This is a genomic window from Streptomyces sp. NPDC030840, from assembly GCF_055572015.1.
Genome location: NZ_JBVIEE010000021.1, coordinates 154,297 through 176,656 on the forward strand (window position 1 = coordinate 154,297; position 22,360 = coordinate 176,656).

Genomic DNA, 22,360 nt, shown 5'->3' on the forward strand with positions numbered 1-22,360 from the left:
AGGTGCGGCTCCGGACGCCCGTCCAGCAACCCTCGGGGGAGTTTCTGGACGGGCGTTTCTCACTCGTCCCCGCAACACAGAGGACTCACGGCCATGAGCGACGAGAAGCAGGACACCGGCGTCACCACGCAGGACAACGGCATGCCCACCCCGCCCGCCAAGGACGCGGACGTCACCACGCTCGACAACGGCATGCCCAGCGAGCCCGCCTCGGACCGGGACATCCGGACGATGGACAACGGGATGCCCAGCGAGCCCGCGGACATCCGGACGATGGACAACGGCATGCCCACCCCGCCCGCCTCCCTGGGCCTCGACGGCGGCAAGTAAAGACCTTCATCCCGACGGGGATCGGCCGCGGCGGCGCGGAGGGGGAGCCGCCGCGGCCGAGTCGTGTTCGGGGACGACCAACCGGATCGAACCCCTCCGCTGTCTCCCACGTCCCAGTAGCGCCCGATGTGGACGAAAGAACCCCCAGGGGGAGACATGGCCAGGCGCAGGATCACCAGGGGCGCCGTGGGTGCCACGACCGCGGTGCTGGTGCTCGGTGCGTTGCAGGGCGCCAGTGCCGTCGGGGCGGACAGGGAGAGCGAGGCGGTCGGAGCCTCGCCGCGCAAGCCGGCCAAGGTGTGCGTCGGTACGCGGGCGGAGGGGGAACTGCCCGGTTGGGGACCCGAGGGCAGCTTCCCGGACGACACTCCGCTGTACCGGACGCTGGCGTACGTCGACAGGACGGCCAAGGACTACCGGGGCGTCTTCACCGGTCTCTCGGTCGACGACGCCCACGGAGCCGCGAACGTCTACCGCGTGCCCGGCAAGGGCGCCGACAAGCTCGACGCCAAGCTCTGCGGCGCCGCCGAGAAGGGTGTCACGGTACGGCTGTACGACACCGACGTCACCGAGACCGAGCTCAAGAGGCTCGTCGACCGGATCAGCGGTGACATGGACCGCTGGGAGGGCACGTTCATGATCTGGTCGGTCGGGATGTACGCCCGCGGGACCGTGGGCATCGACGTCTCCGACGCGGAGAAGGCCGCGCCGATCCTCCGCGAGGCCTACGGGGACGAGGTCATGCGGCACGTCGAGATCGAGGAGATGGAGCAGCAGCCCAGCATCCTGCCCGGCAAGTAGGTGGGCGGGGTCGCCAGAATCGCCTGGTCGCCAGGGTCACCGGCTGGTGCGTCACCGGCTCCCCCTCCGCCCCCGCAGCTCTCCCTTCACCACCTTGCCGCTCGCGTTCCGCGGCAGCTCTCGTACGAAGTCGACCGACCGCGGCACCTTGTAGTTCGCCATCTCCCGGCGGGACCAGGCGATCAGGTCGTCCGCGGTCGTCACGGCCCCCGGCCGCCGGACCACGAACGCCTTGCCGACCTCGCCGAGCCGGACGTCCGGGACGCCGATCACGGCCACGTCCGCCACGTCCGGGTGCAGCATGAGGAGTTGCTCTATCTCGGCCGGGTACGCGTTGAAGCCGCCGACGATGAACATGTCCTTGATCCGGTCGGTGATGCGGAGGTTGCCCTCCTCGTCCAGCACGCCCACGTCGCCGGTCCTCAGCCAGCCGTCCGGGGTGAGGGCCTTCGCGGTCTCGGCGGGGTCCTCGAAGTAGCCGCGCATGACGTTGAAGCCGCGGACCAGGACCTCGCCGGGCACGCCCGCGGGCGCCGGCGCCCCCGACGGGCGCACGACCCGTATCTCCGTGCCCGGAATCGCCCGGCCGGACGTCGACGCGATCACCCGGGTCTCGTCCCCGCGCCGGCACATCGTCACGATCCCGCTGGCCTCGGACAGGCCGTACGCGGTGAGGACGGTGTCCACCCTCAGTTCCGTCCGCAGGCGTTCCACGAGCTGGAGCGGTACCACCGCGGCGCCCGTCACCACCAGCCGCAGCGCCGACAGGTCGTAGTCGTCACGGGACGGGTGGTCCAGGAGTGACTGGTGGAGGGTCGGGGGGCCGGGGAGGACCGAGATCCGTTCCGAGGCTATGTTCGCCAGGGCCGTGTCCACGTTGAACACCGGCTGCGGGACCATCGTCGCGCCCCGCATCAGACAGGCCAGCACGCCCGCCTTGTAGCCGAAGGTGTGGAAGAACGGGTTCACGATGAGGTAGCGGTCGCCCTGGCGGAGCCCGGCCAGGTCGGACCAGACCTCGTACGCCCGCAGCGTCTGCGCGTGGGTGATCACCGCCCCCTTGGGGCGGCCGGTCGTGCCCGACGTGTAGACGATGTCCGAGGGGGAGTCCGGGGACAGGGACCTCTCGCGGTGGCGCACCCGCGCCGCCGGCACCCCGTCCCCGCTGGCCAGGAAGTCCTTCCAGGTGCGGAAGTCGGCCGGTGCGTCGTCCGCGAGGACCACCACCTGTTCGAGGTGCGGGAGAGCGGGAAGCGGGCCGGGGCCGTGCCCCAGCCTGGCCGCCCGGCGCAGTGACGCGACGTATGAGGTGCCGAGGAAGGTGCCCGTGATGAACAGCAGCTTCGCGCGGCTGCGTTCGAGGACGTACGCCGCCTCCGTGCCCTTGAACCGGGTGTTCAGCGGGACGAGGACCGCGCCCGCCGAGACCGCGCCCAGGGCCGAGACGATCCAGTCGAGGGTGTTCGGCGCCCAGATCGCCACCCGGTCGCCGGTCCGGACGCCGTTCGCGACGCAGGCCGCCGCGGCGCGTTCGACGCGGGCGCCGAGCTCCGCGTACGACACGCGTGTACGGCCCTCCACCACGGCCTCGGTCGTCCCGTACCGCCCGGCCGCCGACCGGACCAGGCCGGGGATGCTCCCCCATTCCACGTCACCGCGCACGACAGGCCTCCCGCAGGCAAGCAGAACACACGTAGCTGACTGACCGTCAGATTAGCTGTAGCCTGACGGACTGTCAGCCGCCCGTCACGCGCGGGGGCACTCAGGGGAACTCAGGGGCACAGCCGTGGAGGTGCGTGCGCATGGCCACCCTCAAGGACGCGACCGCCGTCGTCGGGATCGGACAGACCGCCTTCGCCAGGCGACTCCCGGAGAGCGAGAAGGCGTTGGCGTGCCGGGCGATCCTCGCCGCGCTCCACGACGCCGGGATCGACCCGGGCGAGGTCGACGGGCTCGCCTCCTTCACCATGGAGGAGACGGATGAGGTGGAGGTGGCGAAGGCGCTGGGGCTCGGGGATCTGACCTTCTTCAGCAAGGTCGGGTACGGCGGGGGCGGTTCCTGTGCCACCGTCGCGCACCTGGCCGCCGCGGTCGCCACGGGACAGGCGAGCGTGGGGGTCGCCTGGCGGTCACGGAAGAGGGGGTCGGGCCCGCGCCCCTGGAAGAACACGGCCGTCCAACTCCCCACGCCCGCCCAGTGGACCCGCCCCTTCGGTCTCCTCAGGCCGGTCGACGAGATCGCCATGCTCGCCCGCCGCCACATGCACGAGTACGGCACCACACGCGACCACCTGTTCAACGTCGCGCTCGCCTGCCGCAACCGCGCCAACCAGAACCCCGCGGCCGTCATGTACGAGCGCCCCCTCACACGTGACATGTATATGACCTCCCGGTGGATCAGCGAGCCCCTCTGCCTCTTCGACAACTGCCTGGAGACGGACGGCGCACTGGCCTGCGTCATCGTCTCCGCCGAGCGGGCGCGGGACTGCCGGCAGCGGCCCGTGTACGTCCACTCCGCCGCCCAGGGCCTGCCCGCCCAGCACCACGGCATGGTCAACTACTGGAACGACGACCCCCTGACCGGCCCCGCCTGGACCGCGGCCCGCCACCTGTGGAAACACGCCGACTTCGGCCCCGAGGACGTGGACGTCGCCCAGATCTACGACGCCTTCACCGCGCTGATCCCGCTGTCACTGGAGGGGTACGGGTTCTGCGGCCGCGGCGAGGGCGGCGCCTTCACCGAGGGGGGCGCGCTGGAGATCGGCGGGCGCCTGCCCCTCAACACCGGTGGCGGCGGGCTGAGCGAGGCGTACGTGCACGGCTTCAACCTCATCACCGAGGGCGTGAAGCAGTTACGGGGCACGAGCACCGCCCAGGTCCCGGACGCCGCGACCTGCCTGGTCACGGCCGGTGAGGGAGTCCCGACGTCCGCCCTTTTGCTGCGGACCTGAGGAAGCGCGGAGCGAGGAAGCGCGAAGCGAGGAAGCGCGAAGCGCGGAGCGAGGAGTGAGGAGTGAGGAGTACGAGATGCTGACACCTGTCGTGGACGACGACGGCGCCCCCTTCTGGGAGTACGCCCGCCGGGGCGAGCTCCGGGTCCAGGCGTGTGCCGACTGCGGTGAACCCCGCTTCCCGCCCCGCCCCTGCTGCCCGCACTGCCAGTCCTTCGCGAGCGAGTGGCGCGAGACGAGCGGGCACGGGCGCGTCTGGTCGTACGTCGTCCCCCACCCGCCCCTCCTGCCGGACTACGCGGAGCAGGCGCCGTACCCGGTGGTCCTCGTCGAACTGGCCGAGGCGCCGCGCATACGGCTCGTGGGGAACCTGGTCGCCGAGGCGGGCGCGCGGCTCGACTCGGTCGCGCTGGAGCGGGTGCGCATCGGGGCGAGGGTGCAGGTGGTGTTCGACGGGGACGGGCTGCCCCAGTGGGTACTGGAGCGGACATGAGCGCGGACGACGCGCGTGGCGGTCTGCGTACGGCCGTCGACAAGGCCAGCGGCGTCGCCGTCCTCACGCTCGACCGCCCCGACCGCCTCAACGCGATCGACCTGGAGACGGCCCGCGAACTCGGGGCTGCCTGGCGGGAGTTCCGGTACGACGACACGGTGCGGGCCGTGGTCGTCACGGGCGCGGGTGAGCGCGCCTTCTGCACGGGGCTGGACCGGAACGCCGAGGTGCCGCAGCCCGGTTCGCCGTACATGCTGGACGACCCGCTCATCGCGATCGGGCCGAAGGCGAACGACCTGTGGAAGCCGGTCGTCGTGGCAGTGGGCGGGATGGCCTGCGGCGGGGCGTTCTACCTCATCGGCGAGGCCGAGTTCGTCGTCGCGGACGAGACGGCGACCTTCTTCGACCCGCACACCACGTACGGGATGGTCAGCGCCTACGAGTCGATCCACCTGGCCCAGCGCATGCCGTACGGGGAGGTGGCGCGGATGGCTCTCATGGGGACGGCCGAGCGGATGTCCGCGCGGCGGGCGTACGAGGTGGGGCTGGTGTCCGAGGTGACCGCGCCCGGCGAGGCGCTCGCCGCGGCGGTGCGGTGCGCCCGTGTCATCGCCTCGTATCCGGCCGAGGCCGTCCAGGGCACGGTACGGGCGTGCTGGGCGGCCCACGAGGCGACCCGCGCCCAGGCGCTCGCACACGCGGGACACCTCGTGGCGCTGGGCAACCTGCCGGCCGAACGGCAGGCGGAACTGTTCTCCGCCCGCCGCCAGGACTTCCGGACCCGCTGATCAGTCAGCCGTGCGCGTCACTCGGCTCAGCCGGCACGTGCTGCCGTTCACGTCCTGCCCGTCCGCCGGGGCGTAGGCCGCCGCGACGTCCAGGGTGTCGGAGGAACCCGCGGAGACGTACGGGATGGTGGAGTTGCTGGTGCGTACGACGGAACCGCTCGGGTCCCTGAAGGTGACGTCGAAGTCGTAGGTGTACGTCGTCGCCGCGCTGCTGTTCGTGGCGCGGACGCGGGCGACGATGCCACGGGCCGCGTCGAACGCGCAGGACTCGATCCTCACGTCCCTGGCGGCACGCTGGGAGCCGGTGCCGCCCGTGGAGCCCGACGTACCCGTGCCGCCCGACGTCGTGGTGTCGTCGTGGTCGCTGTCCTTGCCGACGTCACCGCTGCCGCTGCCGCCGCTCGTACCCGACGAGGAGGACGAGGAGGACGAGGAACCGGAGTCGCAGCCGCCGCCGTGCGAGCCGCGGGCTCCGGTGAGGGCGATGACGGCGATGCCGAAGACGGCGACGGCGCGGACATGGCGGAGCTTCACGAGCTTCAACCCCCGTTGAGAACAGTCGTGTTGGCATTGCACCCGCACATGGGCAACGCCCGACTGGCAGGTGCACGCCACACTAGCAGCGCTCCGGAGGCGTCCCGGGCCCGCGGAACAGCCGTCCACGCGGCGTCCACACCGCGCTCACGCGGTCCGCGCGGTCCCCGTGCCCTTCTCCGCGTCCAGCGCGTACACGCAGCGGTCCTTGCTGCACGCGTACACGACGCCGTCCTTCACCACGGGAGAGCCCGTGATCTCGCCACCCGTGGCCAGCTTCCAGCGCAGACGGCCGTCGTCGGACTTGAGGGTGTAGAGGAGGTGGTCGGTGGAGCCGAAGTGGATGCGGCCCTCGGCGACGGCGGGCGCGCCCACGATGTCGCCGCCGGCCTGGAAGCGCCACTTCGGCGTGCCGGTGACCGCGTCCAGCGTGTAGAGGCCCTTGCCGCTGCCCACGTGGACGTGGCCCGCGGCGACGAGGACCGAGTCCACCGACGAACGGGACTCCGTCGCGATGCGCCAGCGGTCGCGGCCGTCGGTGGCGTCGAGGGCGTAGACCGTGCCCAGGTAGTCGGCGAGGTAGATGCCGCCGCCCGTGACCGCCGGGCCGGGGACGAAGGTCGGTGCGCACAGGAACACCGCCGGGGCCTCGAAGTGCCAGCGCACATGGCCGCCCGCGATGTCGATGGCCAGCACGCGCGAGCCGGCGCAGACGTACACGTGGCCGTCCGCGGCGGGCGTCAGCCGCACCGGGACGCCGCCGCAGGACGCCGAGTCGCCGATGGGGTACGACCAGCGCTCGTCACCCGTTCGGGCGTCCAGGGCGCGCAGCCGGGCGTCCTTCCAGACGAACACCGTGCCGTCCTGGACGGTGGGGCCCGCCTCGGGCGACTCGAAGTCGGTCTGGGCGCCGGTGATCTCCCACAGCTTCTGGCCGTTGGAGGCCTCCCACGCCTGGACGCCGCCGCCGCGCGTGCCGGTGACGACGGTGCCGCGGTCGGCCTTCAGCGAGTACACCCAGGCGTCCACCGACAGCCGCCACAGGTCGGTGCCCTCGCGGGCGTCCAGGGCGAAGAGGGTCGGGCCGTCGGAGGCGTGGACGCGGCCGTCCGCGACCGCCATCGACCAGGCCACGTCGCGCGTCTTGAAGCGGCGCCGGCCGGTCATCACGTCCAGCGCGTGCACCTCGAAGGAGGTGACGTAGACCAGGTCGTCGGCGACCGTCGGGGTCCCCCAGACGTCGTTCGACATGCGGAAGCGCCAGGGGCGCCAGCCCGCCCCCGCCTCCGGGGGCGCGGACGGCGCGGGGGGCGCGGCGGTGGCGGGGTCGGCGCCGTTCACGCCGGCGCGCGGACGGGACCAGGAGGCCGCGAGGCCCGCCTCGGGAGGGGGCGCCTTCACGGCGGCGGCCCGGGCGTCGGCCACGCGCGGACCGGGCCCGATGGGCACCTGCGCGCCCGCGAGCCGTACGGGACCGGCGTCGGGGGCGCCGACGGGGGCGGGCACGGGCGCGGGATCGTACGACGGCGGGGGCGGAGGGGCGGGAACGGCCGGCCGGGCACCGCCGCCACTGCCGCCGGCGCCCGGGGCGGTCGGCGCGTGCGCCACCGGGCGTCCGCCGCGGCGGGACTCGATGAGGGTGACCGCCTTCTCCGGCAGCCACGCGGAGGCCGTACCGCTGTCGTCGGAGCCGGAGCCGAAGAGGTGGGGTGCCAGCTGGGCCTGGAGGTCCGCCGGGTTGGGGCGCGCCGTCGGGTCCATCTGCATGCAGGACTCGATCAGCGGCCGCAGCTCCTCGGGCAGCCCGGTGAGGTCGGGCCCCTCCCTGAGCAGCATGAACACGGTCTCGACCGGGTTGGCCCCGTGGAAGGGCGCGTGCCCGGTCGCCGCGAAGACGAGCATGGAGCCCAGCGAGAACACATCGCTCGCGCCGGTCACGCTCCGTGAGTCCTTGGCCTGCTCGGGCGACATGTAGGCGGGCGTGCCGACGGCGACGTTGGTCATGGTCAGCCGGGTGTTGGACACGCCGGAGGCGATACCGAAGTCGATCACCCGCGGCCCGTCCTCGACGACGAGCACGTTGGAGGGCTTGAGGTCCCGGTGGACGAGCCCGGCACCGTGAATGGACTGGAGGGCCTCCGCGACGCCCGCCGCGAGCCAGCGCACCGCCTGGGCCGGGAGCGGCCCGCACTCGGTCACTATCTCCTCGAGCGAGGGCGCGGGCACGTACGCGGTCGCGAGCCACGGCACGGCAGCGCGCGGGTCCGCGTCGACCACGGCGGCCGTGTAGAAGCCGGAGACGGCCCGCGCCGCCTCGACCTCGCGTGTGAAGCGGACCCGGAACAGCTGGTCCTCGGCGAGCTCCGTCCTGACCGTCTTGATCGCCACGCGCCGGCCCGATGCCGACCGCGCGAGATAGACCAGCCCCATGCCGCCGGCACCCAGCCGTCCCAGCACCTCGAACGGCCCGATCCGCCGCGGATCGTGCTGCGTCAGCTGATCCACCACTTGCCCTGCCACCTCCCCGTACGGGCCGCGTCGCCCTCGAATGAACACGACCCCGTGCAGCGTCTCACCACGGCACCGCCATGGCGGCACACCCCCCGATTCTTCCTGCCCGGGCCACCTGGTGCGAACCCGGGGGCGGATCGGGGTGTCTCAGGACAAAACCACGGGATACACCCCTCGGGGAAGCCGCCGCCCGGATCGCGGGACGGGTTCTGATGGCTTCTGAGGGTTCTTGAGAGTTCAGAAACTACCGCGCGAAGCCCGGGAGTGGCTGATATTGGCGGTAGGAAGGGCAGGTATCGGCGGTAGGCATCGCTGCACGGACCGGTGGTACACCCTGGCCGTACGCGCCTGCCTCAGCCCTGGAGCGGCTCCTGGCGCCGGAGCGGCTCGTGCTGCCGGAGCGGCTCCCGGCGCTGGAGCAGCGCGAAGGACGCCCCCTGGTCGTCCGTGACCACCGTGACACGCCCGTACGAGGCCTCGAACGGCCCGACCTGCACGCGCCCGCCAAGCCGCCGGACCGCCCCGAGCGCGTCCTCGGTGTCCCTCACCCCGAAGTGGACCAGGAAGTGGGGCGGCATCTCGGGCGGGAAGACCTCCGCGAGGTCGGCCCGGCCGAAGTCGGGGGAGGCGCCGGGGCCGAAGAGGGCGTCGCGGAAGAGGCTGCCGTAGAAGTCGTTGGCGATCTTGGTGTCCCTGGCGTACAGCTCGGCCCACGCGAAGGTGCCGGGTTCGTGGCGGCGGCCGAAGCCCCGGTGGGCGCCGGGTTGCCAGAGGCCGAAGACGGCGCCCTCCGGATCGGTGGCGAGGACGGTGGTGCCGTGGGGGCCGAGCCGGGTGGGGGCGGTGATGATGCGCCCGCCGTCGGCCACGACGCGATCGGCGAGGGCGGCGGCGTCGGGGGTCGCGAAGTGGAGGGTCCAGACCGTCGGCATGCGGCCGTCCGCCTTGGGCGCCAGGGCGGCGACCGGCTCGTCCTCCTTGTACGCCCACTGGGAGGTGCCGTACCCCTTCTGGAACGTCCACCCGAAGAGCTCCCCGTAGAACCGCTTGCCCGCCTCGATGTCGGGCAACTGCGCGTCCACCCAGCACGGGACGCCCTCCGGGTACGGTCCCTTCTGTGCCGTTTCCTCGGCCATACGGCCAACGTAACGGGGTTTGGGGCGAGGCGCGCGGGGTGCGCACCCGTGGGGTTCTCCGCCCCCGCCGCCCCTACCCGTCCCATCCCAGGGGCGCTGCCCCTTCACCCCCGCCAAGGGGGCTGCGCCCCCTGCACCCCCGAATGAGCCGGAGCCGCCCCCGGCCCATCCGTTCGGGGCTCCACCCCAGCCCCGCCCATTCGGGACTCACCCCGGCCCCGCTCTTCCGGGCTCCGCCCATTCGGGACTCCGCCCCGGCCCCGCCGTTTCCGGGGTCCACCCCAGCCCCGCCCATTCGGGACTCCACCCCGGCCCCGCTCTTCCGGGCTCCGCCCCCGGCCCCGCTCTTCCGGGCTCCGCCCCAGCCCCGCCCATTCGGGACTCCACCCCGGCCCCGCTCTTCCGGGCTCCGCCCCAGCCCCGTCCGTTCGGCGTTCCGCCCCAGCGCCGCCGTTTCCGGGGTCCACCCCGGCGCCACCGTTTCCGGGCTCCCCCCCCGCCCCACCCTTTCCGGGCTCCACCCCCGCCCCGCCATTTCGGGGCTCCACCCCAGCCCCACCATTTCCGGGCTCCACCCCAGCCCCGCCATTTCCGGGCTCCACCCCAGCCCCGCCCATTCGGGACTCCGCCCCACTCACCCGTTTCGGGGGCCTGCCCCCGGGCCCCCGGCTCCTCAACCGCCGGAGGGGCTGAAGCTTTCAGCCCGTCCGGCGTTTGAGGACGAGGCCGCCAGGCCGACAGCGGGGGTCCGGGGGCGCAGCCCCCGGGGATGGGACGGGTAGGGGCGGCGGGGGCGAAAGAAACCCGCCATTCAACGCGACACGCTCTCCACGAACCCCTTGGTGAAAGCCGTACGCCCCATTTGCAGTCGGCCGAATCGCGATCCGATCACCCCTCGGTAAGCTGACGTCATGACAGGACAAGTGCGTACCGTCGACGGCCGCGTGGCCGGCCGACGTGGGCAGGCGACCCGGCAGAAGCTGCTCGACTGCCTCAGCGAGATGCTCAGCTCCTCCCCGTACCGGGACGTCAAGGTCATCGATGTCGCCCGGAGGGCGGGGACTTCACCCGCGACCTTCTACCAGTACTTTCCGGACGTCGAAGGCGCCGTCCTAGAGATCGCCGAGCAAATGGCCGCCGAGGGCGCCACGTTGACCGAGTTGCTCGAAGGCCGTTCCTGGGTCGGCAAGGCCGGCTGGCAGACCGCTCAGGAACTCGTCGACGGCTTCCTGGACTTCTGGCGCAGGAACGACGCGATCCTCCGCGTCGTCGACCTGGGCGCGGCCGAAGGCGACAAACGCTTCTACAAGATCCGTATGAAGATCCTGAACTCGGTGAACAACTCCCTCGCGGACGCGGTCGCCGCGCTGCAGGAGAAGGGCAGGGTCGACAAGGACGTGAACCCGGCGGCGATCGCCGGTTCGATCGTCGCCATGCTCGCCGCCGTCGCCTCGCACCAGAAGGGCTTCCAGAGCTGGGGCGTCAAGCAGGCCGAACTGAAGCCGAACCTGGCCCTGTTGGTGCACCTCGGCATCACGGGCAAGAAGCCGACGAAGTAACCGACCGGGAGCCCACCGGCCGGTCGGCCGGCCGACCGCACGGGCCGGCCGACCGAGAGGCGGGCCGGGCCGACACCGTCGACGGCAACGACGACGGCGACGGCAACAGCCCGCCCCACGGCTCCTGTTCGGGCGCCGGTTACGCGAGTCACGCGAGTCCTGTCCCGCGGGCGGCACACCAGACCCTGGGGTGCCGCCCGCCGCGTACCCGCGCGGCCTCAGCGCCGTTCGATCCGGAACACCCGGATCTCCCGCTCCACCCTCCCCTGGTACGTCGCGTACGGCGGCCAGAACGCCAGCAACGCCTTCCACGCGGCCGCCCGCTCCTCCCCCCGCAGCAGCCGCGCCCTGACCGGGATGTCCTCGCCCTTCCAGTTGACCTCGGCGTCGGGGTGGGCGAGGAGGTTGGCGGTCCAGGCGGGGTGGTCCGCGCGGCCGAAGTTGGAGCCGACCAGGAGCCAGCTCACGGGCCGCCCGTCCGCCGCGGACTCCGGCATGCAGGCCAGCGGCGTACGGCGCGGCAGTCCGCTCCTGGCCCCGGTGGCCGTCAGGATCACGCCGGGCAGCAGCTGCGCGCTGAGCAGTACCCTTCCCCGGGTGATCCGGTGGACCGCGCGGTCCAGCGCGGGAATGACGTGCGGGGCGAGGCGTGCGAACGCCCGGGTCGAGGACACGCGCTGCACCACCCGCACACCCACGTCGCCCACGGCCCTCAGCACCCCACTCACACCACTCACACCGCCACCTCCCCTTCCTCGCCCTCGAAGAGCCCCGCCGCGTCGGCCGCGTGCGCGCGCAACCGGTGCACGGGCCCGAAGAGCAGCTCGTCACCGGCCGCCCGCTTGAAGTACAGGTGCGCCTCGTGTTCCCAGGTGAACCCGATACCCCCATGCAACTGGATCCCCTGGGCCGCCGCAGCCCGCAGCGCCTCCAGCCCCTGGGCCAGCGCGAGCCCGCCCACACGCCCACCCGTCTCCCGCCACCGCCCTTGCACAGAGGCTCCCCCGGAGCTGGACGCCTGGGGGGACCCCCATCGCGCCGCACCTCCTGATTCGTGAGAGGCCGCCCACGCCGCGTAGTAGGCCGCCGACCGCGCCGCCTGCACCTGTACGTACACGTCCGCCAGCCGGTGCTTCACCGCCTGGAAGGACCCGATCGCCCGCCCGAACTGTTCCCGCTGCCGCACGTACGCGACCGTCCGCTCCAGCGCCCGGTCCGCCGCGCCCACGGCCTCGGCGGCCAGCACGGCGGCGGCGGTGTCGCCGGTGCCGGCCAGCGCCTCGAACACGTCGCCCGTCTCGCCTTCGGGGCCGAGCAACCGCGCTGCCACGTCCCGCAGTTCGAGCCGGGCGCGCGGCCGTGTCTCGTCGAGGGCCGTCTGCCGTACGCGCGTCAGGCCCTCCGCCGGTGCCCGTACCGTGAACAGCAGCGTGCGCGAGCGGGCGTACCCTCCGGCGTGCGCGGCCACGAGCAGCAGGTCCGCGCTGTGCCCGTCGAGCACCTGGTCCACCTGCCCGTACAGCCGCCACCCGCCGTCGGCGCGCCGCGCCTGGACCCCGCCCGCGCGCCCGCCCCCGGCCCAGTCACCGCGGTTGCCGCCGGTCAGTCCGAGCACGGTGGCGAGGTGCGGGCCGGGCACGGCCAGGGCGGCGGTCGTCCCTCCCGCGGCCAGGCGCGGCAGCAGGCCGGCGCGCTGCTCCTCCGTGCCGAGGGCGAGGATGAGCGGGGCGACCAGGGCGGAGGTGGCAAGGAGGGGGCCCGGGGCGAGGATTCGACCCAACTCCTCTCCCGCGAGGGCCAGTTCCGTCACCGAGCAGCCGACACCTCCGTACCTCTCCGGGAGGGCGAGTCCGGGCAGGCCCAGCTGGTCGGCGAAGGTGGCCCACAGCCCGCCGTCGTACCCCTCCGCCGTCCGCACGGCCGCCCGCACCTCCTCCGGGCCGCAGCGCTTGAGCAGCACCTCGCGTACCGTGCGCCGGATCTCTTCCTGTTCGGCGGTGAAGCGGGCGTCCATGGGCGGTCCCCCTCTACCTCACTGATCTGACGGGCCGTCATATTAGGGCGGTGGCGCGCGACTGCACAGCCCCGCCACTCCCCCAACCGAGCCCTATCTGATGTACCGTCAGATTCATGACTGCTGCTGTGACCGGTCGAAGGGTCGCGATCGTCGGCGTCTCCCTCTCCGACTGCGGCCGCGTGGACGACGCGACGCCCTACGCACTGCACGCCCAGGCCGCCCGCCGGGCCCTGGCCGACGCCGGGCTCGGCCGCGAGGTGGTCGACGGCCTCGCGTCGGCGGGCCTGGGCACGCTGGCCCCCGCGGAGGTCGCCGAATACCTGGGGCTGCGGCCGGCCTGGGTGGACTCCACCTCCGTGGGCGGCTCCACGTGGGAGGTGATGGCGGCCCACGCGGCGGACGCGATCGCGGCGGGCCACGCCAACGCGGTGCTGCTCGTCTACGGCTCGACGGCCCGCGCGGACATCAGGGCGGGGCGGAGGACGGGTGATCTGTCCTTCGGCGCGCGGGGGCCGCTGCAGTTCGAGGTGCCGTACGGCCACACGCTCATCGCCAAGTACGCCATGGCCGCCCGCCGCCACATGCACCAGTACGGCACCACGCTGGAGCAACTGGCCTCGGTCGCCGTCCAGGCCAGGGCCAACGCCGCGGCGAACCCGGAGGCCATGTACCGCGACCCGATCACGGTGGACGACGTCCTGTCGGGCCCGATGATCGCGGACCCCTTCACCAAGCTGCACTGCTGCCTGCGCTCCGACGGCGGGGCGGCGGTGCTGCTGGCCGCCGAGGAGTACGTACAAGATGCCCGCTCGACCCCGGTGTGGGTGCTGGGCACCGGCGAGCACGTCTCGCACACCACCATGTCCGAGTGGGCCGACTTCACGGTCTCCCCGGCCGCGGTGAGCGGACGGCTCGCCTTCGAACGGGCGGGGGTGCGCCCGGACGAGATCGACTTCGCCGAGATCTACGACGCCTTCACCTACATGACGCTGGTGACGCTGGAGGACCTCGGCTTCTGCGCGAAGGGCGAGGGCGGGGCGTTCGTGGAGAAGGGACGGCTGACGCTGACCGGTGACCTGCCGGTGAACACCGACGGGGGTGGTCTGTCGGCCCAGCACCCGGGAATGCGGGGGCTGTTCCTGCTCGTGGAGGCCGTCCGGCAGTTGCGCGGGGAGGCGGGCGAGGGGCGTCAGGTCCGCGCCGCGGACGGCGGCCCGCCCCGGCTGGCCGTCGCCTCCGGGACGGGCGGGTGGTTCTGCTCGTCGGGGACGGTCGTGCTGGGGCGGGGCTGAGTCCGTCGGGGCGGGGTCGGGCCGGGGCCGGGGCCGGGGCCGGGATCGGGGCCGGGATCGGGCCGGGGCCGGGATCGGGCCGGGGCCGGGCCGGGGCCGGGATCGGGGCCGGGGTCAGGATCGGGGCCGGGGCCGGGGCCGGGGCCGGGATCGGGGCCGGGGTCAGGATCGGGGCCGGGGCCGGGGCCGGGATCGGGATCGGGATCGGGGCCGGGGCCGGGGCCGGGGTCAGGATCGGGGCCGGGGCCGGGGCCGGGATCGGGGTCAGGATCGCGGTCGGGATCGGGGCCGGGGCCGGGATCGGGGCCGGGATCGGGATCGGGGCCGGGATCGGGGCCGGGCCGGGATCGGGCCGGGGCCGGGGCCGGGGCCGGGATCGGGATCGGGATCGGGGTCAGGATCGGGATCGGGATCGGGGTCAGGATCGGGATCGGGATCGGGGTCAGGATCGGGGCCGGGATCGGGGCCGGGTCGGGGCCGGGGCCGGGTCGGGCCGGCTTCCTCGCCCCCGCCGCCCCCACCCGTCCCGTCCCCGGGGGCTGCGTCCACGGACCCCCGTATCGGCCTGGCGGCCTCCTCCTCAATCGCCGGACGGGCTGGATGTGCCCGGCCTCGGCTGGAAATCCGCGCCCCGGGTCCCCTACGACAGCGTGTCCGCGACCACGGACGCCGCTTCCGCGAGCAGTTTGTTGTCGTAGCTGTCGTCCGCCTCGCCCCTGTTCGTCAGGATCGCCATGACGATGGGCGCGGAGTCGGGGGGCCACACGACGGCGATGTCGTTGCGGGCGCCGTAGTAGAAGCCGCTCCCCGTCTTGTCGCCGACCTCCCAGCCCTCGGGCACCCCCGCCCGGATGAGCTCGTCGCCGGTCATGTTGGTCTTCAGCCATGTCGTGAGCTGGGCACGCTCGCGCTTGTCCAGGACGTCTCCGAGGACGTACGCGCGCAGGTCCTTCGCCAGGGCCCGCGGAGTGGTGGTGTCCCGCTTCTCGCCCGGGACCCACTTGCTCAGCTCGGGCTCGACGCGGTCCATCCGGCTGACCTTGTCGCCCAGCTTCCTGAGCTCCGCTTCGAGAGCCTTGGGGCCGCCGAGCTCGTCGTACAGCAGGTTGGCCGCGGTGTTGTCGCTGTAGCGGACGGCGGCGTCGCACAGCTCGCGCAGGGTCATCCCGGTCTCGACGTGCTTCTCGGTGATCGGGGAGTTGGCGATCAAGTCCTCCTCGGAGTACTTGATCACCCTGTCCATGCCGCTCAGCGAGTACTTCCGCAGGACGGCGGCGGCTTCGAGCGCCTTGAACGTGGAGTGGTAGCCGAACCGCTCGCCGGCCCGGTAGGCCACCTCGCGCCCGGTGCCGGTGTCGATGGCGTAGACGCCGAGCCGGGCGTCGAACTTGCGCTCCAAGTCCTTCAACTCGCCGATGTACGGGGTGGTCGACGCCGCGATGGGGGTCGTCGTCACGGCGGAACGGGAGGGCGACGAGGCCGACGAGGTCTCGGAGCCGCCGTCCTGGCCGCACGCGGTGAGCGGGACGACGAGCGCGAGCGCGGCAAGGGCACCGCGCACGGCGCGACGGGGATACGTGTGGCGCGTGGTCTGCATGGGCCAACCTCCCGGATGGTCATGGGTTCGGGGATCCGTGGATCACCCTCACCGCCGTACCGTCATGCGGTCCAATACGCGAACGCGCCGTTCCATGCCGATTCGGCATGGGAGCCGGCCGTGGATCTGGCATAGGGTTCCGGCTGTGGATCTGGTGGGAGCGTGTCGTGCGTTCGTCAGCGTGAGCGAGCACGGCGGTTTCACCGTCGGGGCCGCCGCCGCCCGGATGTCCCAGTCGGTGGCCAGCCGTCGCGTCGCCGCCCTGGAGGAACGCTTCGGTGAGCCGCTGTTCGAGCGCACGTCGCGGCGGGCCGTCCTCACCCCCTTCGGCCGGGACATGCTGCCGACGGCCCGGCAGCTCGTGCAGGCGGCCGACGTACTGCTGCACGAGGCGGAGGCCGCCAAGCGCAAACCGTGGCGGCTCGCGGTGCCCGGCATCTGCTCCACGGCCGGGCTCGCCCGCCTCGTCGCCGAGGCACGCGGGCACGGCGTCACCCTCGATCTCCGCGTCGCGGGACCGGCGCAGCGCACCGAGCTCCTGCACGCGCAGCAGGTGCGGGCCGCCCTGCTCGCGGTGGTGCCGGACGACGCGAGGTGGTCCGTGCCGCTCGGGCTCGCCGGTGCCCGGGACCCGGGCGTGAGGCGCGTCTACCTGGAAACGCTGCGGGTCGGCCGCGCATCGCCCGGGCCCGCGCGCCGCGTGTGGATCCAGCCGGAGGACGACGTGCCGCACATCCGCGACCCGCTGACGCGCCTGCGCGACGCGGTCGGCCTCCGCCCGGCGCAACTCGTCGCCGCACCCGACCTGACGACTGCCGCGGCCGAAGTCCTGTGCTCCGACGACCTGTTGCTGTGCTCCCCCGCCCAGGCCCGGGAACTCGGCCTCGTCTGGCGGCCCGTCGGCGAGCTCGCGATCGTCCGGGGCTTCGCCCTCGCCGCCGCCGGGGACGGCAATCCGGAGCTGATCGAAGCGCGCCTGGGCGACGCCGTCGCCCGCTGCCTGGGCGCGGAAACCCCGGCGGCGACCCCAGCGTCAACCTCAGCGGCGACCTCAGGAGGGGCCGGGGCGTGAGCACCGAGGCGTTACTGCACGACCTGCGCGGCCAACTGCGCGACGGCGGCCTGCACGGCTGCCTGCTCGTGCGGGACCTGCACACGGGGGAGGAACTGGGCATCGAGCCCGACACCCAGCTGCCGTCCGCGTCCCTCGTCAAGGTCCCGCTCGCGCTGGCCACGCTGGAGCGCGTCCGGCGGGGCGAGCTCGACGGAGCGGCACCGCTGGACGTGGCACCCGGGCGGATCACCACGGCCGGGCCCATCGGGCTGAGCCGGTTCCGCCACCCCGCCCGGATCGCGGTCGACGACCTGCTGTACCTGAGCACCTGCCTGAGCGACAGCCACGCCGCCGACGCCCTGTTCGGCCTCACCCCGCCCGCCCGGGTCGCCGAGATCCTCCACGAGCTCGGCCTGCGCGACATCACCGTGCGGCACACGATGGACGAGCTGATGGACACCCCGGTCGAACGGTTCGACGCCGCCGACGTCCATCTCGCCCACGCCCTCGCCATCGACGCCGGCACCAGCGGGCGCGGCCACCGGGTGCCGCAGCTCGACACCACCCGCGCCAACACCGGCAGCGCACGCGCCTGGGTCGAGCTGCTCCAGGCCCTGTGGACGCCGTCGAAGATCCACCCCGAGGTCGCCGAGCGCGTACGCGAACTCATGGCCCACAACGTGCTGCGGCACCGCCTCGCCCCGGACTTCACCTCCGACGCCACCACCTGGTCGTCCAAGACCGGCACGCTGCTGAACCTCCGCCACGAGATCGGTGTCGTCGAGCACGCCGACGGCCAGGCCTTCGCCGTCGCCGCCCTCACCGAGTCGCTCGTCCCGGCGAGCAGCCAGCCCGGCGCGGAGGCCCTCATGGCCCAGGTCGCGCGCGCACTGCGGGACCACCTGCGGCAGCTGTGGTAGTCCGGTGGCCCCGGCCCCGGGGACGCGCGTCGCCTACGGCCGTACCGTGATCGTGGCCTCGTCGTTGGCGGGGTTCGGGTCGCGGCGGTCGGAGTCGTCGTCGTTCTCGATGGTCGCCGTGCCCTCCCCCGGTTCGCCCAGGCGCAGGGTGAACTCGAAGGTGCGCGAGTCGCCCGGCTCCAGCTCGCCGATGTCGCAGATGTACGCGAAGCCGTCACCGTCGCAGTAGGGCTCGTAGGCGTCGTCGTCGATCGCCGTCATGGGCTCCTTCAGGACGGTCACGCCGAACGGAGGGCTGAAGGCGAGCTCCGCGGCGGGTCCGGGGTTGCCGGGCCCGTTGTTGCGGACGGTGAGGCGGACCTTCCGCTCGGTGCCGGGTTCCCCCCTCAGGTCGACGTCGGAGATCCCGTAGTCGGCGCGGGAGTCGAGAGTGACCTCGGTGCGGGCGCCGCCCTTGGCGAACGTGCCCTTCGCGTCGGCGCCGTCCGCCCGCTCGGGTTCGAGGGCCGGGCCGTCACCCGGGTCGCCGCCGTCGGGTGCGACACCGTACTGCCCGGGGCCCATGTCCAGCGCCCACGCCTCCTGGCCGAAGGAGCCGTAGATCGTCGTCTCGGGGGCGCGCAGCCGCACGGCGGGCCGGAGGACGACCGTCTCACCCGGCTGGATCCTGAGGTCCGGGAACCGGCAGATGGCCATGTGGCCCCGCTGCGGCTCCGGGTAACGGCAGTTGGAGTAGCGCTGCGTGAAGTCCAGGGTTCCGTCGGTGAGTTTGAGGCCGAGGCCTTCGACGGGCACCTCGCCGGTGTTGCGGACGACGACGGGCGCGGTGATCCCGGAGCCCGGCCGGACGTCCTTGAACGGCTCGGTGGCGCGCACCTCGACCACGGGTTCGCCGACGACGACCCTGGTCCTGGCGGTGAGCTTCTTGCCGTCCTTGGTGGTGTACGTGAACCGTACGACGCCCGTGTCCCCCGGTTCGGCGCCCTTCGCGGGTTTCGGGTGGACGCGGTCGAGGTCCCCCCAGCTGTCGTACGTGCCGTCGACCTCACAGGTCACGCGCACGGCGTCGCCCGTGCACCGGGGACCGCTCTCGCGCATGCCCACGATCTTGAGCCGTACGACGTCCTCGGAGCCGCTCACGTCCACGGTGAGCCGGTGGTCGTCCTGGTTCGTGGTGGGCGCCTCGGGGTCGTGCGCCTGGAGGTGGAAGGGCGTCTTGTCGTGGGGGCCGGACCTGTCGCCCGCGGGCCGCAGGTAGAAGACCTCGGGGGCGGAGATCCAGGGGTCCTCCTCGCCGGCGCACCCGGTGAGAGCGAGGAGGAGGGTGCCGGCGGTGAGGGCCGCACCCGTCGAGTTCACCACTGCCCCGCTTCCTCCCGGCTCCTGGCGCGACCTACCGCCGTCCTCCGTACAGATGTGCCTCTCATGCCCGCGGGTTCCGGGCACCAACCGATTCGAGCCATGTGCCCGAGCGCCGGAACAGTCCCTGGGCAGGTGCCGTTGACGAGTAGGCGAAAGCGTCCGGAGTGACAACGGCGGAAAACCACAACGACGGAAAACCACAACAACGCGAACGACAACGACGGAAACGACAACGGCGTCCGCGCGCCCGTCTGCTGGAGGAGACCGAATGGCCCTGACCCGCGAAGAGCGTGAGCAGTTCCTGGCCGAGCCGCACATCGCGGCTCTCTCGGTGGAGGCGGGGCCGGGACGGGCCCCGCTCACCGTGCCGATCTGGTACCAGTACGCACCCGGCGGCGACATCTGGATCATGACCGCGCTCGACAGCCGCAAGAACGAGCTGATCCAGGCCGCGGGCCGGTTCTCGCTGATGGTCGACCGGCTCGAACCCACCATCCGGTACGTGTCGGTCGAGGGCCCGGTGACCGACACGGTGCCCGCGACCATCGAGCAGCTCCGGGAGATCTCGGCCCGCTACCTGCCCGCCGAGAAGGTGGACGGGTACGTGGACTTCGCCTGGAAGGCACACGGCGAGCAGGTCGTCGTCCACCTGCGTCCGGAGCGGTGGGTGTCGTCCGACCTGGGTACCGTGTGAGGCCCTGAGCCGGTGACAATCGGGGTATGGGAACGGATCTTCACGAGCTGCTGAGGTCGCTGCGGGTGTGGGACCCGGAGGTCACGGAACTGCCCTCCTTCGACCCGGCCACCGCGCCCGACGCTCCCCTGCCCCTGTTCACGACGTGGTTCGCCCAGGCGGTGGCGGCGGGGCAGACGGAGCCGCACACCATGTCGCTCGCCACGGCGGACGCGGAGGGCACGCCGGACGTCCGGACGGTCATGCTGCACGGCGCGGACGAGCACGGCTGGCACTTCGCCTCGCACGCGGGCAGCCGCAAGGGCCGGCACCTGGCCGCCCGCCCGCAGGCGGCGCTCGGCTTCTACTGGCCCGTCCTGGGCCGTCAGGTGCGAGTGCGCGGCCGGGTGACGGTCGCCCCCGCCGAGGTCGCGGACGCCGATCTGCACGCGCGTTCCACGGGCGCGCTGGCCGCGGGGCTGGTGGGCCGCCAGAGCGAGGTGCTGTCCTCGTACGAGGAGCTGGAGCGCGCCTCCGAGGCCGCGTGGGAGCGGGCGCGGCGCGAACCGGACGCCCCGGTGCCGTCGTGGACGGTGTACGTACTCGCCCCGGACCAGGTGGAGTTCTTCCAGGGGGACGCACGCCGACGGCACGTACGGCTCGACTACCGGCGTACCGGCAGTGGCTGGGTCAAGGAGCTGCTGTGGCCGTGAGTGCCCCTGCTCCCTCGCCCGGCTCCGGGTCCGTGGCCAGGCGGGCGTGCAGGTGGACGTCGCGGAAGGCGTCGTGGCGGCCCGCCTCGAACATGGCGCCCCGGAGCGTGCCCTCGTAGGGAAAACCGCAGCGCTCGGCTATCCGGCAGGAGGCGTCGTGGCCGAGGGCGTGCCCGAGTTCCAGGCGGTGGATGCCCAGGGTGGTGAAGGCCCAGCGCGCGGCCAGGCGGAGGGCGCGGCCGGCGACGCCGTGGCCGCGGGCCTCGGGCAGCACCCAGTAACCGACGCGGGCGGTCCGTATGTAGTGGTCGATCTCGTTGATGCCGATGTGCCCGAGCGGCGACCCGCTCGTGGCGTCCGTGACGCAGAAGGACACACACCGGCCCTCCGCCTCCCACCCGGCACGCAGCAGCAGCGACTCGCGCGCGTCCCGCATCCCCTCGACCTGCTTCACCGGCGTGTTCCACCGCCGGAACTCGGGGTCGGACTTCCCGCGCAGCCATGCCTCGACGTCGGTGTCGCAGTCGGCGTCCCAGGGCCGTAACCGCAGTCCGTGGCCGCGTAGTCCGGGCGCGGGCGTGTGCTTGTTCTTCCGGTGCTGATCCGCCATCCGCCCATTGAAACTCCCGCGCGCTCCGGGCTGACGTCCGGCCCCCAACCCAGGAGCGCATCCGGGCGGCCGCGTCACCCCCGGGGCCGGAAAACCGGAATGACCACCTCATCGGCCTGCGCGGCTTCACCGGCGTCCCCCGCCTCCCGGAACGTCACCTCCAGCTCCATCCCCATCCGCAGCTCGCCCTCCCCGCACCCCACGACCTCGGTCATCATCCGGGGCCCCTCGGCGAGGTCGACCACGGCGGCGACGTACGGGGTGCGCTCGCCGAAGGGCGGGAGGTCGTTGCGGTGGACGACGGACCAGGTGTAGAGGGTGGCCCGGCCGCTCGCGGACTCCCACGTCACGTCCTCGCTCCAGCAGTGGGGGCAGAACTCGCGGGGGTAGTGGTGGGCACGCCCGCAGGCACCGCAGCGGCGCAGCAGCAGGCGGCCCTCGGCGGCGGCGTCCCAGTACGGGCGGGTGAAGGCGTCCGCCTGGGGAAGGTCGAAGCGCGCGCCTGCCGGGCCGCTCACTGGAACAGCCCCAGCGCGTCGTCGAGCGACCACGTCTGCCACGACATGCCGAACAGTCCCACCACCGAGATCAGCGCCATCATCGAGTTCTGTCCCTGCTCGGCCCAGTCGTGGATCATGAGGACGAAGTAGAGGAGGTTGAGCAGCAGCCCGCCGACCAGCGCGACCGGCGTGAGGAACCCGAGGATCAGGCCCAGGCCGAGGGCGAGTTCGGCGTAGGCGACGACGTACGCCATCACGCGCGGGCGGGGTGCGACGACGGCGTCGAAGCCGCCGCGCACCACGTTCCAGCGGTGCTTCGCCGCGATGCCCGCCGCCCACGTGATGCCGCCGCCCTCGAACCACGTCTTCTTGTCCTTGTGCCGCCAGCTCTCCAGCCACCACAGCCCCAGCCCGATGCGCAGCACGGCGAGCCACTCCGCACCGGTGAGCCAGATCGTGTCCATGGACTCCCCTGCCGCCGAAGGAATCTGACGGTACGTCAGTTCAGCGCATGGGGCG

The 22,360-nt window shown here is 73.0% G+C and carries 22 protein-coding genes; 11 read left to right on the plus strand and 11 right to left on the minus strand.

What is annotated here, in order from left to right; genetic code table 11:
• The first annotated feature begins 93 nt into the window (after window positions 1-93).
• On the plus strand, window positions 94-330 hold the full coding sequence (afsS, locus tag ACZ49J_RS34405) for a regulatory protein AfsS (RefSeq protein ID WP_467454437.1): 237 nt from the start codon (window positions 94-96) through the stop codon (window positions 328-330).
• Window positions 331-486: 156 nt separating this feature from the next.
• Window positions 487-1,131, plus strand: coding sequence for a hypothetical protein (locus tag ACZ49J_RS34410; RefSeq protein ID WP_467454438.1), 645 nt, complete (start codon window positions 487-489; stop codon window positions 1,129-1,131).
• Window positions 1,132-1,182: 51 nt separating this feature from the next.
• On the opposite strand, the gene ACZ49J_RS34415 is transcribed toward ACZ49J_RS34410, so the two are convergent.
• Window positions 1,183-2,793, minus strand: coding sequence for a FadD3 family acyl-CoA ligase (locus ACZ49J_RS34415; RefSeq protein ID WP_467454440.1), 1,611 nt, complete (start codon window positions 2,791-2,793; stop codon window positions 1,183-1,185).
• A 140-nt stretch (window positions 2,794-2,933) separates the two neighbouring features.
• Here ACZ49J_RS34415 and ACZ49J_RS34420 point away from each other — a divergent pair, with 140 nt between their 5' ends.
• The 3 genes from ACZ49J_RS34420 to ACZ49J_RS34430 all read left to right on the plus strand — a co-directional run bounded on the left by ACZ49J_RS34420 (window position 2,934) and on the right by ACZ49J_RS34430 (window position 5,363).
• Window positions 2,934-4,082 carry a lipid-transfer protein gene (locus ACZ49J_RS34420; RefSeq protein WP_467454442.1) on the plus strand — a complete coding sequence of 383 codons (1,149 nt, stop codon included), beginning with the start codon at window positions 2,934-2,936 and terminating at the stop codon, window positions 4,080-4,082.
• Between the two features lie 76 nt (window positions 4,083-4,158).
• On the plus strand, window positions 4,159-4,575 hold the full coding sequence (locus ACZ49J_RS34425; RefSeq protein WP_467454443.1) for a Zn-ribbon domain-containing OB-fold protein: 417 nt from the start codon (window positions 4,159-4,161) through the stop codon (window positions 4,573-4,575).
• Window positions 4,572-5,363 carry an enoyl-CoA hydratase/isomerase family protein gene (locus ACZ49J_RS34430; protein WP_467454445.1) on the plus strand — a complete coding sequence of 264 codons (792 nt, stop codon included), beginning with the start codon at window positions 4,572-4,574 and terminating at the stop codon, window positions 5,361-5,363. The genes ACZ49J_RS34425 and ACZ49J_RS34430 overlap by 4 nt, the downstream gene beginning before the upstream one ends.
• Here ACZ49J_RS34430 and ACZ49J_RS34435 read toward each other — a convergent pair whose 3' ends face one another.
• The 3 genes from ACZ49J_RS34435 to kbpA all read right to left on the minus strand — a co-directional run bounded on the left by ACZ49J_RS34435 (window position 5,364) and on the right by kbpA (window position 9,544).
• Complete coding sequence (locus ACZ49J_RS34435) at window positions 5,364-5,897, minus strand: hypothetical protein (protein ID WP_467454446.1); 534 nt, start codon at window positions 5,895-5,897, stop codon at window positions 5,364-5,366.
• 147 nt (window positions 5,898-6,044) lie between these two features.
• Window positions 6,045-8,405, minus strand: coding sequence for a protein serine/threonine kinase AfsK (gene afsK, locus ACZ49J_RS34440; protein ID WP_467454447.1), 2,361 nt, complete (start codon window positions 8,403-8,405; stop codon window positions 6,045-6,047).
• 356 nt (window positions 8,406-8,761) lie between these two features.
• Window positions 8,762-9,544 carry an AfsK-binding protein KbpA gene (kbpA, locus tag ACZ49J_RS34445; RefSeq protein WP_467454448.1) on the minus strand — a complete coding sequence of 261 codons (783 nt, stop codon included), beginning with the start codon at window positions 9,542-9,544 and terminating at the stop codon, window positions 8,762-8,764.
• Between the two features lie 911 nt (window positions 9,545-10,455).
• Here kbpA and ACZ49J_RS34450 point away from each other — a divergent pair.
• Window positions 10,456-11,103 (plus strand): TetR/AcrR family transcriptional regulator, encoded by a 648-nt coding sequence (locus ACZ49J_RS34450; RefSeq protein WP_467454449.1) that lies wholly within the window; start codon window positions 10,456-10,458, stop codon window positions 11,101-11,103.
• Between the two features lie 218 nt (window positions 11,104-11,321).
• Here the strand turns inward: ACZ49J_RS34450 and ACZ49J_RS34455 are convergent, their stop codons facing one another.
• A complete protein-coding gene (locus tag ACZ49J_RS34455; protein ID WP_467454450.1) occupies window positions 11,322-11,840 on the minus strand; it encodes a nitroreductase family deazaflavin-dependent oxidoreductase in 519 nt (172 codons plus the stop codon).
• Window positions 11,837-13,117, minus strand: coding sequence for an acyl-CoA dehydrogenase family protein (locus ACZ49J_RS34460; protein ID WP_467454451.1), 1,281 nt, complete (start codon window positions 13,115-13,117; stop codon window positions 11,837-11,839). The genes ACZ49J_RS34455 and ACZ49J_RS34460 overlap by 4 nt, the downstream gene beginning before the upstream one ends.
• Before the next feature lie 116 nt (window positions 13,118-13,233).
• Between ACZ49J_RS34460 and ACZ49J_RS34465 the strand changes: the two genes are divergently transcribed.
• On the plus strand, window positions 13,234-14,412 hold the full coding sequence (locus ACZ49J_RS34465) for a thiolase C-terminal domain-containing protein (RefSeq protein ID WP_467454452.1): 1,179 nt from the start codon (window positions 13,234-13,236) through the stop codon (window positions 14,410-14,412).
• Between the two features lie 640 nt (window positions 14,413-15,052).
• On the opposite strand, the gene bla is transcribed toward ACZ49J_RS34465, so the two are convergent.
• Window positions 15,053-16,009: a class A beta-lactamase gene (gene bla, locus ACZ49J_RS34470; protein ID WP_467454453.1), complete on the minus strand. Its 957-nt coding sequence runs from the start codon at window positions 16,007-16,009 to the stop codon at window positions 15,053-15,055.
• Between the two features lie 145 nt (window positions 16,010-16,154).
• On the opposite strand from bla, the gene ACZ49J_RS34475 reads away from it, so the two are divergent.
• Together ACZ49J_RS34475 and ACZ49J_RS34480 are read left to right on the plus strand one after the other, a co-directional pair.
• Window positions 16,155-17,081 (plus strand): LysR family transcriptional regulator, encoded by a 927-nt coding sequence (locus ACZ49J_RS34475; protein WP_467454454.1) that lies wholly within the window; start codon window positions 16,155-16,157, stop codon window positions 17,079-17,081.
• Window positions 17,078-17,983 carry a serine hydrolase gene (locus tag ACZ49J_RS34480; protein WP_467454456.1) on the plus strand — a complete coding sequence of 302 codons (906 nt, stop codon included), beginning with the start codon at window positions 17,078-17,080 and terminating at the stop codon, window positions 17,981-17,983. The genes ACZ49J_RS34475 and ACZ49J_RS34480 overlap by 4 nt, the downstream gene beginning before the upstream one ends.
• A 33-nt stretch (window positions 17,984-18,016) precedes the next feature.
• Here the strand turns inward: ACZ49J_RS34480 and ACZ49J_RS34485 are convergent, their stop codons facing one another.
• Entirely contained in the window at window positions 18,017-19,342 is a 1,326-nt protein-coding gene (locus ACZ49J_RS34485) for a hypothetical protein (protein WP_467454457.1), read from the minus strand.
• Between the two features lie 271 nt (window positions 19,343-19,613).
• Here ACZ49J_RS34485 and ACZ49J_RS34490 point away from each other — a divergent pair, with 271 nt between their 5' ends.
• Both ACZ49J_RS34490 and ACZ49J_RS34495 read left to right on the plus strand, forming a co-directional pair.
• A complete protein-coding gene (locus ACZ49J_RS34490; RefSeq protein ID WP_467454458.1) occupies window positions 19,614-20,039 on the plus strand; it encodes a pyridoxamine 5'-phosphate oxidase family protein in 426 nt (141 codons plus the stop codon).
• 26 nt (window positions 20,040-20,065) lie between these two features.
• Complete coding sequence (locus ACZ49J_RS34495; protein WP_467454459.1) at window positions 20,066-20,731, plus strand: pyridoxine/pyridoxamine 5'-phosphate oxidase; 666 nt, start codon at window positions 20,066-20,068, stop codon at window positions 20,729-20,731.
• Here the strand turns inward: ACZ49J_RS34495 and ACZ49J_RS34500 are convergent.
• The 3 genes from ACZ49J_RS34500 to ACZ49J_RS34510 all read right to left on the minus strand — a co-directional run bounded on the left by ACZ49J_RS34500 (window position 20,709) and on the right by ACZ49J_RS34510 (window position 22,305).
• Window positions 20,709-21,341 (minus strand): GNAT family N-acetyltransferase, encoded by a 633-nt coding sequence (locus tag ACZ49J_RS34500; RefSeq protein WP_467454460.1) that lies wholly within the window; start codon window positions 21,339-21,341, stop codon window positions 20,709-20,711. The genes ACZ49J_RS34495 and ACZ49J_RS34500 overlap by 23 nt on opposite strands.
• A 74-nt stretch (window positions 21,342-21,415) precedes the next feature.
• On the minus strand, window positions 21,416-21,859 hold the full coding sequence (locus ACZ49J_RS34505) for a Zn-ribbon domain-containing OB-fold protein (protein ID WP_467454461.1): 444 nt from the start codon (window positions 21,857-21,859) through the stop codon (window positions 21,416-21,418).
• A complete protein-coding gene (locus ACZ49J_RS34510; RefSeq protein ID WP_467454462.1) occupies window positions 21,856-22,305 on the minus strand; it encodes a DoxX family membrane protein in 450 nt (149 codons plus the stop codon). Before ACZ49J_RS34510 ends, ACZ49J_RS34505 begins: the two co-directional genes overlap by 4 nt.
• Between the last annotated feature and the right edge of the window lie 55 nt (window positions 22,306-22,360).

Coding starts and splice junctions, on each gene's coding strand:
- afsS (WP_467454437.1), top strand. CDS start 94: ATGAGCGACGAGAAGCAGGACACCGGCGTCACCACGCAGGACAACGGC.
- ACZ49J_RS34410 (WP_467454438.1), top strand. CDS start 487: ATGGCCAGGCGCAGGATCACCAGGGGCGCCGTGGGTGCCACGACCGCG.
- ACZ49J_RS34420 (WP_467454442.1), top strand. CDS start 2,934: ATGGCCACCCTCAAGGACGCGACCGCCGTCGTCGGGATCGGACAGACC.
- ACZ49J_RS34425 (WP_467454443.1), top strand. CDS start 4,159: ATGCTGACACCTGTCGTGGACGACGACGGCGCCCCCTTCTGGGAGTAC.
- ACZ49J_RS34430 (WP_467454445.1), top strand. CDS start 4,572: ATGAGCGCGGACGACGCGCGTGGCGGTCTGCGTACGGCCGTCGACAAG.
- kbpA (WP_467454448.1), bottom strand. CDS start 9,544: ATGGCCGAGGAAACGGCACAGAAGGGACCGTACCCGGAGGGCGTCCCG.
- ACZ49J_RS34450 (WP_467454449.1), top strand. CDS start 10,456: ATGACAGGACAAGTGCGTACCGTCGACGGCCGCGTGGCCGGCCGACGT.
- ACZ49J_RS34460 (WP_467454451.1), bottom strand. CDS start 13,117: ATGGACGCCCGCTTCACCGCCGAACAGGAAGAGATCCGGCGCACGGTA.
- ACZ49J_RS34465 (WP_467454452.1), top strand. CDS start 13,234: ATGACTGCTGCTGTGACCGGTCGAAGGGTCGCGATCGTCGGCGTCTCC.
- bla (WP_467454453.1), bottom strand. CDS start 16,009: ATGCAGACCACGCGCCACACGTATCCCCGTCGCGCCGTGCGCGGTGCC.
- ACZ49J_RS34490 (WP_467454458.1), top strand. CDS start 19,614: ATGGCCCTGACCCGCGAAGAGCGTGAGCAGTTCCTGGCCGAGCCGCAC.
- ACZ49J_RS34495 (WP_467454459.1), top strand. CDS start 20,066: ATGGGAACGGATCTTCACGAGCTGCTGAGGTCGCTGCGGGTGTGGGAC.
- ACZ49J_RS34500 (WP_467454460.1), bottom strand. CDS start 21,341: ATGGCGGATCAGCACCGGAAGAACAAGCACACGCCCGCGCCCGGACTA.
- ACZ49J_RS34510 (WP_467454462.1), bottom strand. CDS start 22,305: ATGGACACGATCTGGCTCACCGGTGCGGAGTGGCTCGCCGTGCTGCGC.